Annotated in this window: 10 protein-coding genes; 1 reads left to right on the top strand and 9 read right to left on the bottom strand. The window is 73.1% G+C overall.

Annotation, left to right across the window (positions count from 1 at the left end; all coding sequences use genetic code 11):
* Positions 1–20: 20 nt before the first annotated feature.
* Complete coding sequence (locus tag ACIRQF_RS05165; RefSeq protein WP_404088964.1) at positions 21–2,645, top strand: RICIN domain-containing protein; 2,625 nt, start codon at positions 21–23, stop codon at positions 2,643–2,645.
* Positions 2,646–2,850: 205 nt separating this feature from the next.
* Here ACIRQF_RS05165 and ACIRQF_RS05160 read toward each other — a convergent pair whose 3' ends face one another.
* From ACIRQF_RS05160 to ACIRQF_RS05120, 9 genes are all read right to left on the bottom strand, one after another.
* Positions 2,851–3,888, bottom strand: a complete 1,038-nt coding sequence (locus ACIRQF_RS05160; protein ID WP_404088961.1) for an aldo/keto reductase — start codon at positions 3,886–3,888, stop codon at positions 2,851–2,853.
* Positions 3,885–7,820, bottom strand: coding sequence for an ABC transporter ATP-binding protein (locus ACIRQF_RS05155; RefSeq protein ID WP_404088959.1), 3,936 nt, complete (start codon positions 7,818–7,820; stop codon positions 3,885–3,887). Before ACIRQF_RS05155 ends, ACIRQF_RS05160 begins: the two co-directional genes overlap by 4 nt.
* Entirely contained in the window at positions 7,817–9,169 is a 1,353-nt protein-coding gene (locus ACIRQF_RS05150; protein ID WP_404088957.1) for an LLM class flavin-dependent oxidoreductase, read from the bottom strand. Before ACIRQF_RS05150 ends, ACIRQF_RS05155 begins: the two co-directional genes overlap by 4 nt.
* A complete protein-coding gene (locus tag ACIRQF_RS05145) occupies positions 9,166–9,954 on the bottom strand; it encodes an ABC transporter ATP-binding protein (protein WP_404088955.1) in 789 nt (262 codons plus the stop codon). The genes ACIRQF_RS05150 and ACIRQF_RS05145 overlap by 4 nt, the downstream gene beginning before the upstream one ends.
* On the bottom strand, positions 9,930–10,865 hold the full coding sequence (locus ACIRQF_RS05140; RefSeq protein ID WP_404088953.1) for an ABC transporter permease: 936 nt from the start codon (positions 10,863–10,865) through the stop codon (positions 9,930–9,932). Before ACIRQF_RS05140 ends, ACIRQF_RS05145 begins: the two co-directional genes overlap by 25 nt.
* Positions 10,862–11,365 (bottom strand): flavin reductase family protein, encoded by a 504-nt coding sequence (locus tag ACIRQF_RS05135; RefSeq protein WP_404088951.1) that lies wholly within the window; start codon positions 11,363–11,365, stop codon positions 10,862–10,864. Before ACIRQF_RS05135 ends, ACIRQF_RS05140 begins: the two co-directional genes overlap by 4 nt.
* Positions 11,362–12,492, bottom strand: a complete 1,131-nt coding sequence (locus tag ACIRQF_RS05130) for an LLM class flavin-dependent oxidoreductase (RefSeq protein ID WP_404088949.1) — start codon at positions 12,490–12,492, stop codon at positions 11,362–11,364. The genes ACIRQF_RS05135 and ACIRQF_RS05130 overlap by 4 nt, the downstream gene beginning before the upstream one ends.
* A 1-nt stretch (position 12,493) precedes the next feature.
* Positions 12,494–13,546: an ABC transporter substrate-binding protein gene (locus ACIRQF_RS05125; RefSeq protein ID WP_404088947.1), complete on the bottom strand. Its 1,053-nt coding sequence runs from the start codon at positions 13,544–13,546 to the stop codon at positions 12,494–12,496.
* Between the two features lie 181 nt (positions 13,547–13,727).
* Positions 13,728–14,678 (bottom strand): TauD/TfdA dioxygenase family protein, encoded by a 951-nt coding sequence (locus ACIRQF_RS05120; protein ID WP_404088945.1) that lies wholly within the window; start codon positions 14,676–14,678, stop codon positions 13,728–13,730.
* Positions 14,679–15,118: the final 440 nt, after the last annotated feature.

The raw sequence follows: 15,118 nt of genomic DNA, 5'->3' as shown, positions 1-15,118 counted from the left end.
GCACAAGGAGAAAACCCCCCATGAACAACCCCACCAACGCCGGGCGCCGCGGACGTCACCGCCGTCGCAGGACCGCCACCGTTCTGCTGCTCGGTGTGCCCGCCACCGTCGTGCCGTACCTGCTGTTCGTGCAGGACGACTCGCAGGCCGCGACGGTCGACGACAGTGCCTACTACAAACTGGTCTCGGTGCGCAGCGGCAAGGTGCTGGACGTCAACGCCTTCTCCACCGCCGACGGCACCCGCATCCAGCAGTGGACCGATCAGAACACGGCCAACCAGCAGTGGCGGCTGCGGTCCACCGGCGACGGCTACTACGAGCTGGTGAACCGCAACAGCGGCAAGGTGCTCGGCATAGCGGGTGATGCGACCACGCAGGCGGCTGCCGCCGAGCAGCAGACCGACAGCTCATCCGCCTCCCAGGAGTGGCGGATCGACGGCGTGAGCGGTTCCGACGCCGTCACCTTCACCTCCCGCAGGAGCGGCCAGGTCCTGGACGTCTCCGGAGGCTCCACGGCCGACGGCGCGGCAGTCATCCAGTACGGCGGCCACGGCAGCACCAACCAGCAGTGGAAGCTGGTGAAGACGGCCGAGACCCCGCCCACCGGGGCCGGACCGTACGTGTGGAACAACGCCCAGGTGGTGGGCGGCGGTTACGTCACCGGGCTTGTGTTCAACCCGCGGGAGAAGGGGCTGCTGTACGCGCGTACCGACATGGGCGGCGCCTACCGCTGGGACAGCGCGGCCGAGCGGTGGATCCCGCTGACCGACTGGCTCGGTGAGAAGGACTGGAACCTGCTGGGCATCGACGCGCTGGCCACCGACCCCGTCGCTCCCGACCGGCTCTACCTCGCGGCCGGCACCTACACCAACGACTGGGCCGGCAACGGCGCGATCCTGCGCTCCACCGACCGGGGCCGCACCTTCCAGCGCACCGACCTGCCGTTCAAGCTGGGCGGCAACGAGGACGGCCGCGGGGCGGGCGAGCGGATGGTGGTCGACCCCTCGGACAACCGCACCCTGCTGCTGGGCACCCGCAAGAACGGCCTGTGGCGCAGCACGGACAGCGGTGTGACATGGCGGCAGGTCTCCTCGTTCCCCGTCAGGGACGGGGCGAGCAGCGGCGCGGGCGTCTCCTTCGTGACGTACGGTCCGGCAGGCAGCAACACGGTCTACGTCGGCGTCGCCGACAAGTCCACCTCCCTGTACCGCTCCACCGACGGCGGCACCACCTGGCAGGCCGTCCCCGGACAGCCCACCGGCCAGTACCCGCAGCACGGCGTCCTCTCGGGCGACGGCTCGCTGTACCTGACGTACACCAACGCCCTCGGGCCCAACGGTGTGACGGCCGGCTCGGTGTGGAAGCACACTCCGGCCGGCGGGGCGTGGAAGAACGTCTCCCCCTCGCAGGGCGGCTACGGCTTCTCCGGACTGGCCGTCGACCCGCGCAAGCCGTCCACGGTGATGGTCACCACCCTTGACCGCTGGTGGCCCGAGGACGAGATCTACCGGACCACCGACGGCGGCACGACCTGGAAGGCACTGGCCGACAAATCGGAACGGGACGCCTCCGCCGCTCCTTACGTCGGTACCCACACCGGGCACTGGATGACCGCCCTGGCCATCGACCCCTTCGACTCCGGGCACGTGCTGTACGGCACCGGCAACGGCATCCTGCGCAGCAAGGACGCCGACGCCTCCGACAGCGGAGGCACCAGCCACTGGCGCATGGGCGCCCGAGGGCTGGAGGAGACCGCGCTGATGGACGCGATCGCCCCGCCCGGCGGCGCCACCGTCATCACCGCCATGGGCGACCAGGGCGGCTTCCGCCATGACGACCTGACCAAGGTGCCCGCCGGGCGGCTGAACAACCCGATGATGAGCAACAGCACCGACATCGAATTCGCCCAGGCCGCCCCCTCGACGATGGTCCGTGTCGGCCATGGCGGCGCGCAGGACGGCGCCTACTCCACCGACGGCGGCACCAGCTGGACCGGCTTCAAGGCGGAGCCGGTGGCCGGCGCGCAGGACGGTCATGTCGCGCTCGCGGCGGACGGCTCCACCATCGTCTGGACCCAGGCCGGCCAGGCCCCGTACCGCTCGACCGACAAGGGTGCGAGCTGGTCCGAGGTCCACGGCCTCGGCACCGACGCCGTCGTCGTCGCCGACCGCTCCTCGGCGGGGACCTTCTACTCGCTGTCCGGCGGCACGCTCCACGCCAGCACCGACGGCGGCGCGACCTTCACCGCCCGCGCCACGAACCTGCCCGCCGGCCGGCTCATGGCCGTCCCCGGCGTCGCGGGGGACCTGTGGATCGCCGGCAGCGCCAAGGGGCTGCTGCACTCCACCGACGGCGGCCGCACCTTCACCACGCTCACCACGGTGCGGTCCGCGTCCGCCCTCGGCTTCGGCAAGGCCGCACCCGGTGCCTCCTACCAGGCCCTCTATCTGATCGGTACCGTCAAGGACGTCACCGGCGTCTTCCGCTCCACCGACAAGGGCGCCACCTGGCTCCGCGTCAACGACGACGCCCACCAGTGGGGCGCCATCGGAGGCGTCGGCGTCGTCACCGGCGACCCCGACACCTACGGCCGGGTCTATGTCGGCACCAACGGACGGGGCCTCCAGTACGGCGACCCGTCCTGACCCTCCCTCCGAGCGGGTCCGCAGGCACGGTGCCTGCGGACCCGGCGTGCACGCGTCGCGACTCCGTCTCCGCTTACCGACCTTCCGCCCTCTGCGCGGCGCCTGTGCGTGGTTCGTCGCTTCCGGGGGCCGCGGTGATCGCCGCGGCCCCCGGATCGGCTTCGGTGAGCCGTCGGCGGGCCGGGCCCGCCCTGAACCCTTCCCGTCAGCCGAGGGGGCGTCGGCGGGTCGTCGGCTCGCGCAGGGACGGCGGGGTGTAGCCCGCGTCCTGGGACGACAGGGTGGTGCCCGGGGGAACGATCTTGTCGATCTCGTCCAGGACGTCCGCCGGCAGGGGCCTTTCGGCCGCGCCGAGCTGGGACTCCAGCTGCTCCAGGGTGCGCGGGCCGATGATCGGGGCGGTGACCGCCGGGTGGGCGAGGACGAAGCCGAGAGCCAGTTCGATCAGGGTGAGGCCCGACTGCCCGGCCAGGACCGCGAGCGCCTCGACCGCCTCCAGCTTGGCCGCGTTCTCCGCGCTGTGGATCTCGAAGCGGCCCGGCTGGCGGGCCGCCCGGCTGGACTCCGGCTGCGGCCCGCTCGCCCGGTAGCGGCCGGTCAGCCAGCCGCCGGCCAGCGGGCTCCAGGGGATCACCGCCAAGCCGTACCGCTGGGCCACCGGAAGCACCTCGGCCTCCACGCCGCGCGCCAGGATCGAGTACGGCGGCTGCTCGGCCACGACCCGCTCACGGCCCCGCCTCTCCGCGATCCACTGCCCCTCGACGATCCGCGACGCCGGGAACGTGGACGTGCCGAGGTAGCGGACCTTGCCCTGGCGGACCAGATCGGTCAGTGCGCCGAGCGTCTCGTCGAAGTCCGTGTCCTCCTCCGGCCGGTGCACCTGGTAGAGGTCGATGTGGTCGGTGCCGAGACGCCGCAGGCTGTCCTCGACGGCACGGTGGACCCACCGGCGCGAGTTGCCGAACCGGTTGACGTCGTCCCCCATGCGGCCGTGGAACTTCGTGGCCAGGAAGACGTCGTCCCGGCGACCGGCGAGGGCCTTGCCGACGATCACCTCCGACTCGCCCTGCGAGTACACGTCCGCCGTGTCGACGATGTTGATCCCGGCGTCCAGGGCGCGGTGGATGATGCGGATCCCGTCCTCGTGGTCCGGGTTGCCACGGGCGCCGAAGTTCATCGCGCCGAGGGCGAGCGCGCTCACCTGCACGCCGGTGCGGCCGAAGGGCCGGTAAGGGATGGTCATGACGTTCCTTCCGTGGGGACAGCCGTAGGGATGGGTGTGGGGACGGCTGAGGGAATGGGCGTGGGGGTGGCCGTGGCCGCGGAGGCGGGCCGCCGTCCGGGTGCCGTCCCGGATTCCGCGAGCTGGTCGACGCTCGCCGCCCCGCCGGCGGCGCGGAACGCGTCCCACAGCCTGCGGTACGGGCCGTGCGCCGCGAGCAGTTCGTGATGCGGGCCGGCCTCGGCGACCCTGCCGTCCCGCAGCACGATCACCCGGTCCGCGCGGGCGGCGGTGGTCAGCCGGTGCGCCACGACGAGCGTGGTCCGCCGCCGGGTGAGCGCCGCCGTCGCCGCGGCCACCCGGCGTTCGCCGGCCAGGTCGAGCGAGGCGGTGGCCTCGTCGAGCAACAGGACGTCCGGGTCGACGAGTTCGGCGCGGGCCAGCGCCAGCAGCTGCCGCTGGCCCGCGGACAGGCTCCGGCCGCGCTCGCCGACCTCGGTCAGATAGCCGTGCGGCAGCCCGGCCACCATCGCGTGCGCGCCGACCGCCCGCGCCGCGGCCTCCACCTCCGCGTCGGTGGCGTCGGGACGGCCGTACGCGATCGCGTCCCGCACGGTCGCGCCCAGCAGGTACGACTCCTGCGGGACGACCCCGAGCCGGCGCCGGTACCCCGCCGGATCCAGGGCGCGCAGGTCGGTGCCGTCGATCCGTACGGTCCCGGCGGTCGGGTCGTAGAAGCGGGCGACGAGCTTGACGATCGTCGACTTGCCCGCGCCGGTCGTCCCGACCAGGGCCACCGTCTCCCCGGCGGCGACCCGCAGGCTGACCTCGTGGAGTACCTCACGCCCGCTGTCCCGGTAGCCGAACGACACCCGGTCGAACTCGATCTCGCCGCGCAGCTCGCCGACCGGCACCGGGCGTTCGGGGACCGGCGTGCCGACCGGCTCGCGCATCAGCGTGCGCAGCCTGCCCAGGCCCACGACCGCCTGCTGGTAGCCGTCGAACGCCTGGGACAGCTGCTGGATCGGTGAGAAGAACAGCTCGATGTAGAGCAGGAACGCGATCAGGACACCGGCGGTGAGCCGGCCCTCGCGCACCTGCCCGGCGCCGATCACCAGGACCATGGCGGTCGCCGCCGTGCTGAGGAACTCGACGAACGGGAAGAACGTCGCCATCAGCCGCTGCGCCCGCAGCCTGGAGTCGCGGAAAGCCCAGGCCAGGCGGGCGAAGTCGCGGGCGTTGCGCGCCTCGCGGCCGAAGGCCTGGGTGACGCGGATCAGGGCCACGTGCTCCTGGAGGTAGGCGTTGACCGCGCTGACCCGCTCCCGCGCGTCGAGGTACGCGGGCAGCGACCGCGCCCGGAACACCGCCGTGGCGGCGACGAGGACCGGCAGGGCGAGGAGCAGGGTCTCGGCGAGCCCCGCGTCGATGACGAGCAGGGCGACGAGCACACCGAGCATCGTCAGCAGGGAGACCACGAAGGTCACCAGACCCGTCTGCAGGAACGCCGACAGCGCGTCCACGTCCGTGGTCATCCGGGTCATGATCCGGCCGCCCTGCTCGCGCTCGTAGTAGTCCAGACCGAGCCGCTGCAACTGGGCGTACGTCCGCACCCGCAGCGTGTGGAGCAGACGCTCGCCGGTGCGGCCGGTCACCCGCACCTGGGCGACGTTCACCAGCCAGCCGAGCAGCACGACCACCGCCGCGACGGCCGAGGTCGCCAGCAGCACCGCCGGTGCGGACCGGCTGACGCCGCCGTCGACGCCGTGCCGCACCAGGACCGGCACGGCGAGCTGCGCCAGTGCGTCCGCGCCGACCAGCGCGAGACCGCCGAGCAGCGGCAGCCGGAAGGGCCGTACGAGCGCGCGCAGTCCGAAGTCCCGGTCCCAGGCGCGGGCCTGCTCGGGCGAGACCTTCGGATCCACGTCCACGCGCGGCAACGCCGCCAGCCGCTCCCGGAGTTCCGCGCCGGCCGGGGCGCCGCCGAGCAGCCCTCCGCCCGGCCCCGCGCGGCCCGGCCCGGACGTCGCGGCGGCCTGCGCATAGGCGGCGGCGACCCGCGCCCCGACGTCCGGGCCCGCCGACGGGGCGTCCGGAGCGGGGCGCCACAGCTCCTCGGTGACCCCGCGTGGCCGTGGCGGCTCCGCGGCCGACGCCTCGTCCACGCCGAGTTCGCCGGGCTGTTCGTCGGGAGAGAGCAGCGACCGGTACAGCGTGCTGCGCTCCCGGAGTTCGTCGGGCGTGCCGATGTCGACGACCCGGCCGTGGTCCAGGATGGCGACCCGGTCGGCGAGTTCGAGGGTGGACGCCCGGTGGGCGATGAGCAACGTGGTGCGCTGCCGCGCCACTTGGTGCAGAGCGGCGTGGATGGCCGCCTCGACCTGGGCGTCGATGGCCGAGGTCGCGTCGTCCAGCACCAGGACGGCGGGGTCGGGCAGGATCGCCCGGGCCAGGGCGATGCGCTGGCGCTGCCCGCCGGAGAGGGTGAGGCCCTGCTCGCCGATCACGGTGTCGTAGCCGTCGGGCAGGGCGCTGATGAACGCGTCGGCCTGCGCCAGCCGCGCCGCGCGGCGGATCTCCGCCGGCCCGGCGTCGGGGCGCCCGTAGGCGATGTTCGCCGCGATGGTGTCGGACAGCAGATGCGGCTCTTCGAAGACGAAGCCGATCCGGGCACGCAGTCCGGCGAGCCGCAGTCCGCGGACGTCGACGCCGCCGACCCGTACCGTCCCGGCGGCCGGGTCGAAGAACCGGGGCAGCAGCGCCGCCGCCGTGGACTTGCCCGACCCGGCCGCGCCGACCAGGGCCAGTGTCTCCCCGGGTTCCACCCTCAGGGTGAACCCGTCGAGCAGCGGGGCGGCCGTCGCGTCATGGCCGAACACCACACCGTCCCACTCCAGGGCCGGCGCCCCGTCCGGCAGGGAGACGGCGTCCGGGGCGTCGGTGATCTCGGGAGCCGTGTCGACGATGTCGAGCACCCGCTCCACCCCGGCGCGTGCCTGCTGCCAGACGGTGAGCAGCATGGCCACCTGGCGCACGGGCGTCACGAACGAGCTGAGATAGGCGTTGAACGCCACGAAGGTGCCCAGGGAGATGCTGCCGCGCAGCGCCAGCCAGCCGCCCAGCGCGAGCACGGCGACCTGCCCGAGGACCGGCACGGCCTGCAGCGCCGGGTTGTACCTGCTGGTGAGCCGGGCGACCCGGACCCGCGAGGAGAACAGCCCGCGCGACCGCCGCTCCAGCTCCGCCAGTTCACGCTCCTCCTGTCCGAACCCCTTGACCACGCGGACGCCCGCGACCGCCGCCTCCACGGTCGACGCGACCTCGGCCGCCTCCTGCTGCGCGTGCCAGTTGGCCGGGAACAGGTCGCGGCGGCTGCGGTACGCGATCAGCCACAGCGCCGGGCCGACGACGAGGGCGACCAGGGTCAGCAGCGGCGACAGCGCGCACATCAGCGCCACCGACAGGGCGAACATGAGCGCGTTGCCGAACATGTTCGGCAGGAACTGCAGCAGCATCTGGACGAGCGTCACGTCGGAGACGGCCCGGCTGACGACCTGGCCCGTGTGCAGCTCGTCCTGCTGGCGGCCGCCGAGCCGCAGCAGCGCGGCGAAGGCGTCGTTGCGCAGCGCGTACTGCACTCCGAGGGACACCCGGCCGGAGCAGTACCGGCGCAGGAAGCTCGCCCCGAACCGCAGCGCGCCGAGACCGAGCAGCAGTACCGCCCAGGGGGTCAGCGAGGTCGAGGGGGACGCCACCCCGTCCACGACATGGCGCAGGACCAGCGGCAGTGCGGCCGTGGCCACCGCGGCGACGAGCGCGGCGCCGTACGCCCAGGCCAGGTCGACGCGGTGGGTCAGGCAGTACCGGACCAGCCGGCGCACCCAGCCCGCGCCGGCATGTCCGGGTGACGCCGGGGACGTGCGGTCCGCGGTGCGACAGGGTGCGACCGTCACGCGGACGCTCCGAGGGCCTGCGGGGTCGTGAGCGAGTCGGCGGGGCGGGGCAGCCCGTAGTGGTCGCGCAGCGTGCCGCCGGTGTACTCGGTGCGGAACCTGCCCCGCTCCTGGAGGATCGGCACCACCTTGTCGACGAACGCCTCCAGACCGGACGGCAGGACGGGCGGCATGATGTTGAACCCGTCCGCGGCGTCGCCGTCGAACCACTCCTCGATCGCGTCGGCCACCTGCGCCGGCGTGCCGGTGAACGTCCGGTGCCCGCGGCCGCCGCCGAGCCGGCCGATCAACTGACGTACGGTCAACTTCTCCCGCCGGGCCAGCTCCACGATCAGCGTGTACCGGCTCTTGGCACCCTCGATCTCGTCCTCGGACGGCAGGTCGTCCGGCAGCGGTCCGTCCAGGTCCAGCGCGTCCGGGGCGATCCGGAACAGCCGGGCGAGCTGCCGTTTGGCGAACTCCGGGCTGATCAGCCGGTCCAGCTCGCGGTCCAGCTCCTCCGCCTCCGCCTCGGTGTCACCGATGACCGGCACGATCCCGGGCAGGATCTTGATGCCCCGCGGATCGCGGCCGTGCGCCACGGCCCGCTTCTTCAGGCCGGCGTAGAACGCCTGTGCCTCTTCGAGGGTCTGCTGCGCGGTGAACACAGCCTCGGCCCACCGCGCCGCGAACTCCTTGCCGTCCTCCGACGAGCCGGCCTGCACGAGCAGCGGATGACCCTGCGGCGAGCGGGGCACGTTCAGCGGTCCGGCGACCCGGAAGAACCGCCCGGCGTGATCGATCCCGCGGACCTTCGCGGAGTCGGCGTGGACACCGGCGTCCTTGTCGGCCACGATCGCGTCGTCCGTCCAGCTGTCCCACAGCCTGGTGGACACCTCGAGGAACTCGTCGGCGCGCTCGTAGCGCTCCTTGTGCGGGGGCGTGTCGTCCAGGCCGAAGTTGCGGGCCGCGTCCACTCCGGCGGTCGTGACGATGTTCCACCCGGCCCGCCCGCCGGAGACGTGGTCGAGGGAGGCGAACCGGCGGGCCAGGTTGTACGGCTCGTTGTACGACGTCGAGGCGGTCGCGATCAGACCGATGTGCTCGGTCACCCCGGCGAGCGCCGTCAGCAGCACCGTCGGTTCCAGCCGCCCGCCGGGCCGACGGGCGGGATCGCCCATCAGTCCCGGGCTGTCGGCGAGGAACAGCGAGTCCAGTCTGCCCCGTTCGGCGATCCGGGCGAGGTTGCGGTAGTGCTCGACGTCCCAGGAGGCGTACGGGTCCGACTCCGGCAGCCGCCAGGCGGCCTCGTGGTGGCCGACGCCCATCAGGAAGGCGTTCAGATGGAGCTTCTCGGCGCGCTTGCTCATGACGGTTCCTTCGTGTCCTTCGTACGGGCGTCGGAGAGGGCGCCCAGAGCGCCCAGCAGGGTGGTGCGGTGCCGCTGGAACAGCGGGTCTCCCGGGTCGCGTTCGGCGGGCAGGTCGATGCGCAGGTCCAGGACGAAGTCGCCGTCGTCGAGGACCAGCACCCGGTCGGCGAGGGTCACCGCCTCGTCCACGTCGTGGGTCACCAGGAGCACGGCCGGCCGGTGCCGCTCGTACAGGCGGCGCAGCAGCCGGTGCATCCGGATCCGGGTCAGCGCGTCGAGGGCGCCGAACGGCTCGTCGGCGAGCAGCAGTTCGGGCTCGCTCACCAGCGAGCGGGCCAGCGCGGCCCGCTGCTGCTCGCCGCCGGACAGCTCGTGGGACCAGGCCGACGCCCGCCCGCCCAGGCTGACTTCGTCGAGGGCGGCACGGCCGCGTTCCTTGGCGTCGTCGCCGGGCAGACCGAGCACTACGTTGTCGAGGACCCGCAGCCACGGCAGCAGCCGCGAGTCCTGGAAGACCAGCGAGACCCGTCGCGGCACCAGGATCTCGCCCGTGCCGACGGTGGTGTGGTCCAGGCCCGCCACCGCACGCAGCAGGGTGCTCTTGCCCGAGCCGCTGCGCCCGAGGAGCGCCGTGAACTCGCCGCGGGCGAGGGTCAGATCGACGTTCCGGAGCACCTGGCGGTCACCGAAGGACCGGGTCAGGCCGTTGACGCGGACGGCGGCGGAGCCCACCGCCCCGGCGACCGGGCCGCCGTCGCTCAGGCGGTGATCGTACGTCGCCACGACAGCACCCTCCCCTCCACCAGGCGGACAAGGGCGTCGGAGGCGAAGCCGAAGGTGCCGTACAGCACCAGACCGACGAGGATGATCCCGGACTGGGCGTACTGCTGGGCCTGGAACATCATGTAGCCGATGCCCGAGGTGGCGTTGATCTGCTCGACCACGATCAGACCGAGCCAGGCCGCGGTCACCGCCAGCCGCAGCCCCGTGAAGAAGCCCGGCAGCGCGGCCGGCAGCACGACCTTGCGCAGGAACAGCCAGCGGGACAGCCGCTGTGCCTCGGCGAGTTCGACGTAGCGGGCGTCGATGGAGACCAGCGCCGCATGGGTGTTGATGTAGATGCTGACCGTCACACCGAGCGCGATGACGACCACTTTCATCGTCTCGCCGATGCCCAGCCACAGGATCAGCAGCGGAAGCAGTGCGAGGTTGGGGATCGAGCGCTTGACCTGCAGCGTCCCGTCCACGACCGCGTCACCGATGCGGGAGAGGCCGGACGCCAGCGCCAGCACCAGGCCGGCCGCGACGCCGATGAGCAGACCGAGCAGGGCACGCGACAGCGAGGTCTGCACGCTCTCCTGCAGACGCCCGCTCACCCACAGCTCCTGGGCGGAGGTCACGACCGAGGCGGGCGACGACAGCTTGCGCGGGTCCAGCCAGCCGGCCGCCGAGGCGCCCCACCAGGCCAGGACGAGCAGCAGCGGGCCGAGGAGCCGGCCGAACGGGATCGACTTGCCGCGCCCGAGGCGGCGCTGGATCGCCGGCACCAGACCGGCGGCCGCCGCCGTGTCCGCTGTCGTCGCGTCCGCCGGCGGTGTGGAGGCCGGGGGCGCCGAGGGCGGCGGTGCCTTCTCCGGCCCGCCGGTCACGGTGGCCGTGCCACCGCCCGTTCGGGAGGTCAGGTCGAGGTTCATCGAGGCTCCTGAGATCGGGGGAGGAGGGAGCGGAACGAACTGGCGTGGAAGACGAGGGGGTCCACGTCCCGGTCGAGGCGCAGGTCGTGGACGCGCAGGACGACGATGTCGTGATCACCGGCCCGGATCTCCTCGTCGACCGAGCAGGTGAACCAGGCGGCGGCGTCGTCCAGCACCACCGCGCCGTCCTCGTCCGCCTGCCACGAGGCCCCGGCGAAACGCTCGCCGGCCGGACCGGCGAGCCGCCGGCACAGCGCCCCCTGGTCCGCGCCGAGCACGCTGAGGCCCAGGCGGCCGGCGCGGCGCAGCACCGGCCAGGTGCCGGAGGTGCGCGCCATGCAGACGGAGACCAGCGGCGGCGCGAGGGACACGGTCGTGAACGAGCTGGCGGCCAGCCCGACCGGCTCGCCGTCGACCAGGGCGGCGATCGCCGTGACACCGGTGGGGAACGCGCCGTACACGGCGCGCAGGGAGGTGGTGTCGTGCAGGACGGCGGTCATGCGGGGGCCTCCGAGGAGTGGGCGGCGGACAGCCGCCGCGTGGCTGATCCGGCGGGGGACGCGGTCGGCTCCGTCAGGAGCGGGAGCAGGGCGTCGCCGACGCGGGCGATCTCCTGCCGGTAGGGGGTGTCCGACAGCACGAAGTGGGTCACGCCGAGCTCGCGGTAGCGGTGCAGCGCGTCGGCGACCTCCCGCGCGGAGCCGACCAGCCAGGTCGTACCGGCGCCGCCGCCTCCGTAACGGCCGGGGGCCGTGTAGAGGCAGCTGTCCAGGACGTCGCCCCGGTCCGCCAGCTCGAGCAGCCGCCGCTGGCCGACGGCCGTGCCGCGCCGGAACGCCTCCCGGGCGCGCGGGTCCTGCCCCGCCATGCGGGCGACCTTCTCCTCCGCCGCGCGCCACGCCTCTTCGGTGGTGTCCCGCACGAGGGTCGTCACGCGCAGCCCGAACTCCAGCGGCCGGTGTCTGCGCCCGACCTTGTCGGACAGCGTCCGCAGCCGGTCGATGCGTTCGGCGACGCCGTCCAGCGGCTCGCCCCAGAACAGCTGGACGTCGGCCTCCTGCGCGGCGACCCGCTCGGCGGCCGCGCTCGCGCCGCCGAAGTACAGCCGGGGGTGCCGGCCCTCCTCGGCGCGCCAGGGACGCGGCCGGACCGTGGAGTTCTCGACCCGGTAGTGCTCTCCCCGGAACGTCACCTCCTCGTCGTTCCACAGACGGCGCACCAGCTGGAGGAACTCCAGGGTGCGCTCGTAGCGGCGCGCGGGGTCGAACTCGCCGTCCCCGTAGGACGCGGCGTCGTCGAGGCCGCTCACGATGTTGACCAGCACCCTGCCTTCGCTGAGCCGGTCGAGGGTTGCCGCGGCGGAGGCGAAGTTCGCCGGGTGCCAGTAGCCGGGCCGGATGGCGATGAGCGGCTTGAACGTCGTCGTACGGGCGGCGAGGGAGGCCGCGACGGTGAAGGTGTCCGGACGGCCCCAGCCGGTGCCGAGGAGCGCCCCGGCCCAGCCGTGGTCCTCGACGGCGCGGGCCAGCTCCGTCGAGTGGTCCAGCGTGCCCCAGCCCTCGACGGTGTCGTCGCCGCGATGCCCGGGTTCGACGGTGTTCGGGATGTACCAGAGGTGTTCGCCCATCTCAGGCCTGCCCCCGGTACGCGGCGGGCGCCGCCTCCGCCGCGACCTTCTCGAACCGCCGGTCGAAGAGCACGCTGACGTCGAGCTTCTTCACGAAACCGGCGCCGGACATGAGGTCGGCGATCGACTGCTCCCAGGCGATCGAGGAGTCCCAGTTCGTGGGATAGAGCGGCTTGCTCCGGGCCTTGACGATCCGTTCGCCGGCCTCGCGGCTGACGCCCTGATCCTTGACGTAGTACGACTCGATCCACTGATCGGGGTTCTCCCACGACCAGTTGTTGCCGCGGACCCAGATCGGGATGAACGCCCGGATCGCCGCCGCCTTGCGCTCGTCGGCGAGCACCGACGTGGGCGCCCACAGCAGGCTCAGGAGGTCCTGGACGTCGGTGGGCAGGGTGCGCGCGCCGTCCTTCGCGTACTGCTTCAGGTACTTCGTCAGCGACGGCTCGGTCAGCGGGGCGAGGTCGACCTGGTTTCCCTGCAGAGCGGTCAGGAACTGGGCGCTGGGCAGCGGCACCAGGGTCACGTCCTTGTGGGAGATGCCGTTCTCGTTCAGCCACTTGAGGATCGTGACGCCCTGCGCCTGGCCCTGGGAGAAGGCGATCCGCTTGCCGACGACGTCCTTCGCCGTCCGGATGTCACTGCCCGGCCGGGTGGTGGGGATGTAGGTGACCGCGGTGTTGTGCGCGATGGCGACGATCTTGGCGTCGAAGCCGATGTCGTGCGCCTGGATCGGCGGCATCCCGGCGTTGCTCGCCAGGTCGACCGCGCCCGCGCGAAAGCCCTGGATGGTCTCGGGGCCGCCGTTGAGCCGGACCCACTCGACGGAGAACGGCAGCGGACCGAGTGAGGGTTCCGCGGCGAGCTGCGCCTGCGTCGTGGCCGTTCCGATCCGCAGGGTGGTCTTCTTGTCGGGCGCGACGGTCGGCAGCGCGCCGAGCTGCGTGGAGCCGGCCTGGTCGGGGGAGGCGCAGCCCGCGAGTGCCAGCAGCGCGCCGCCGCCCAGGGCGAGGAATCCCCGGCGGTTCAGAGGTCGTGAGGTGTGCAGGGACATGGCGATACGGAGGCCTTTCACGTATGGGCGAGGGATGGGCCGGGGGAGGGGGGACGCGGCCGGGAGCGGAGGGCCGGCGGGGGCCGGCGGGATGGACCGGAGGGCGGAGCGAGGGGTGGCGGGGCCGCCGACGTCGGCGGGGGAAAGCAGCGGCGCGGGCGTCGGCGGCCCCGGTCGGGTGTCAGGAGGCGGCGGCGACCCGGTGGTCGGCGGTGAACGGGCGCCCGGCGACCGACTCGGACGGGTGTCCGTCCGGTCCGACGGGGACCTCGCCGATCAGCGTGACCCGGTGCAGCCGGCGCTCGACGTCGAGGTGCTCCAAGTCGCGCGGGGCGAGGTGCGCGGTTGCCCGGTTGTCCCAGAACGCCACGTGCCCCGGCTCCCAGCGGAAGCGCACCGTGTACTCGGGCCGGGTGATCTCGGCGTACAGCAGGTCCAGGATCCGTCGGCTCTCCGCGGCGGTGACGCCCACGATGTGGCTGGTGAACCCGGGGTTCACGAACAGTGCGCGCTCCCCGGTCTCCGGGTGCACCCGCACCACGGGGTGTACGGACACGAGCAGGTTGTCGTTGATCCGGCGGGCGTACGCGCCGTCCTCGCCGACCGGCCGGCTGCCGCCGTACCGGTGCTCGGCGCGCAGCGTGTCCACGAACCTCCTGACGGGGGCGGACAGCCCCTCGTACGCGGCGACGAGGTTGGTCCACTGCGTGTCGCCGCCGAACTCCGGGACCGTCTCGGCGCGCAGGATGGACCCGGCGGGCGGGTTCACCGCGGCGGTGACGTCGGTGTGCCAGCCGTCGAAGTAGCTGTACTGGCGCTTGCGGTACTCCGCCCGGAAGTCCTTCCCGTAGCGCTCCTCGAAGCGGCGCGGGTCGATGGTGAAGATCTCCGGGTGGTCCTCCGGCGGGGCGTCGTCATGCGGGTGGGCGTAGGTGAGCTCGCCGAAGTGGCGGGCGAAGGCGATCTGCGAGGCGTGGTCGAGCCGCTGCCCCCGGAAGAAGACGACCTTGTGACGGTGGAGGGCCTGCTTGATCTCGTCGACGGTCTCGACGGCCAGCGGGCCGGCGAGGTCCACGCCGTCGATGTCGGCGCCGATGTGACCGGCGACGGGACGGACGGTGAGCGTGCTCATGGGGCGAGTCCTTTCGGGCATGACGAACGAGGGCGGGTGGGAAGGAGACGGGGCGTACCGGGACGGTGTCGGGGTTCGCGGGGTGACCTGCCGGGCGCGGCTCAAGGGTGTGAAGGGCGCCAGGCCGGTGTCCGGTACGCGGCGAGGCCGGGAAAGGGGCCGGAGCCGGTGCTCCAGCCGCTACTTCAGCCGGCACTCCGGGCGGTGCTCAGCCGTGCTTCGGCCCGAGCTCCAGCGTGCTGCCCCGGGCGGTGCTCAGCCGTGCTTCGGCCGAGCCCCAGGCTGGTGCTCCAGGCGGTGCTCAGCCGTGCTTCGGCCCGAGCCCCGGGCTGGTGCCCCGGGCAGTGCTCCAGTCGGTGCTCGGCTGCGCTCCGGCCGTGCTTCCGCCGGTGAACGTGCCTGAATGAGGCGGAAGTTCGGCGGAGGCGTACGCCGGGGTC

The organism is Streptomyces sp. NPDC101191 (genome assembly GCF_044767915.1).
In the GTDB taxonomy this organism is placed as follows: Bacteria; Actinomycetota; Actinomycetes; order Streptomycetales; family Streptomycetaceae; genus Streptomyces.
Note: the sequence above shows the minus strand (reverse complement) of the source record. Positions and strands in the feature narration are given on the sequence as shown.

Coding starts and splice junctions, on each gene's coding strand:
- ACIRQF_RS05160 (WP_404088961.1), bottom strand. CDS start 3,888: ATGACCATCCCTTACCGGCCCTTCGGCCGCACCGGCGTGCAGGTGAGC.
- ACIRQF_RS05150 (WP_404088957.1), bottom strand. CDS start 9,169: ATGAGCAAGCGCGCCGAGAAGCTCCATCTGAACGCCTTCCTGATGGGC.
- ACIRQF_RS05120 (WP_404088945.1), bottom strand. CDS start 14,678: ATGAGCACGCTCACCGTCCGTCCCGTCGCCGGTCACATCGGCGCCGAC.
- ACIRQF_RS05140 (WP_404088953.1), bottom strand. CDS start 10,865: ATGAACCTCGACCTGACCTCCCGAACGGGCGGTGGCACGGCCACCGTG.
- ACIRQF_RS05130 (WP_404088949.1), bottom strand. CDS start 12,492: ATGGGCGAACACCTCTGGTACATCCCGAACACCGTCGAACCCGGGCAT.
- ACIRQF_RS05165 (WP_404088964.1), top strand. CDS start 21: ATGAACAACCCCACCAACGCCGGGCGCCGCGGACGTCACCGCCGTCGC.
- ACIRQF_RS05125 (WP_404088947.1), bottom strand. CDS start 13,546: ATGTCCCTGCACACCTCACGACCTCTGAACCGCCGGGGATTCCTCGCC.
- ACIRQF_RS05135 (WP_404088951.1), bottom strand. CDS start 11,365: ATGACCGCCGTCCTGCACGACACCACCTCCCTGCGCGCCGTGTACGGC.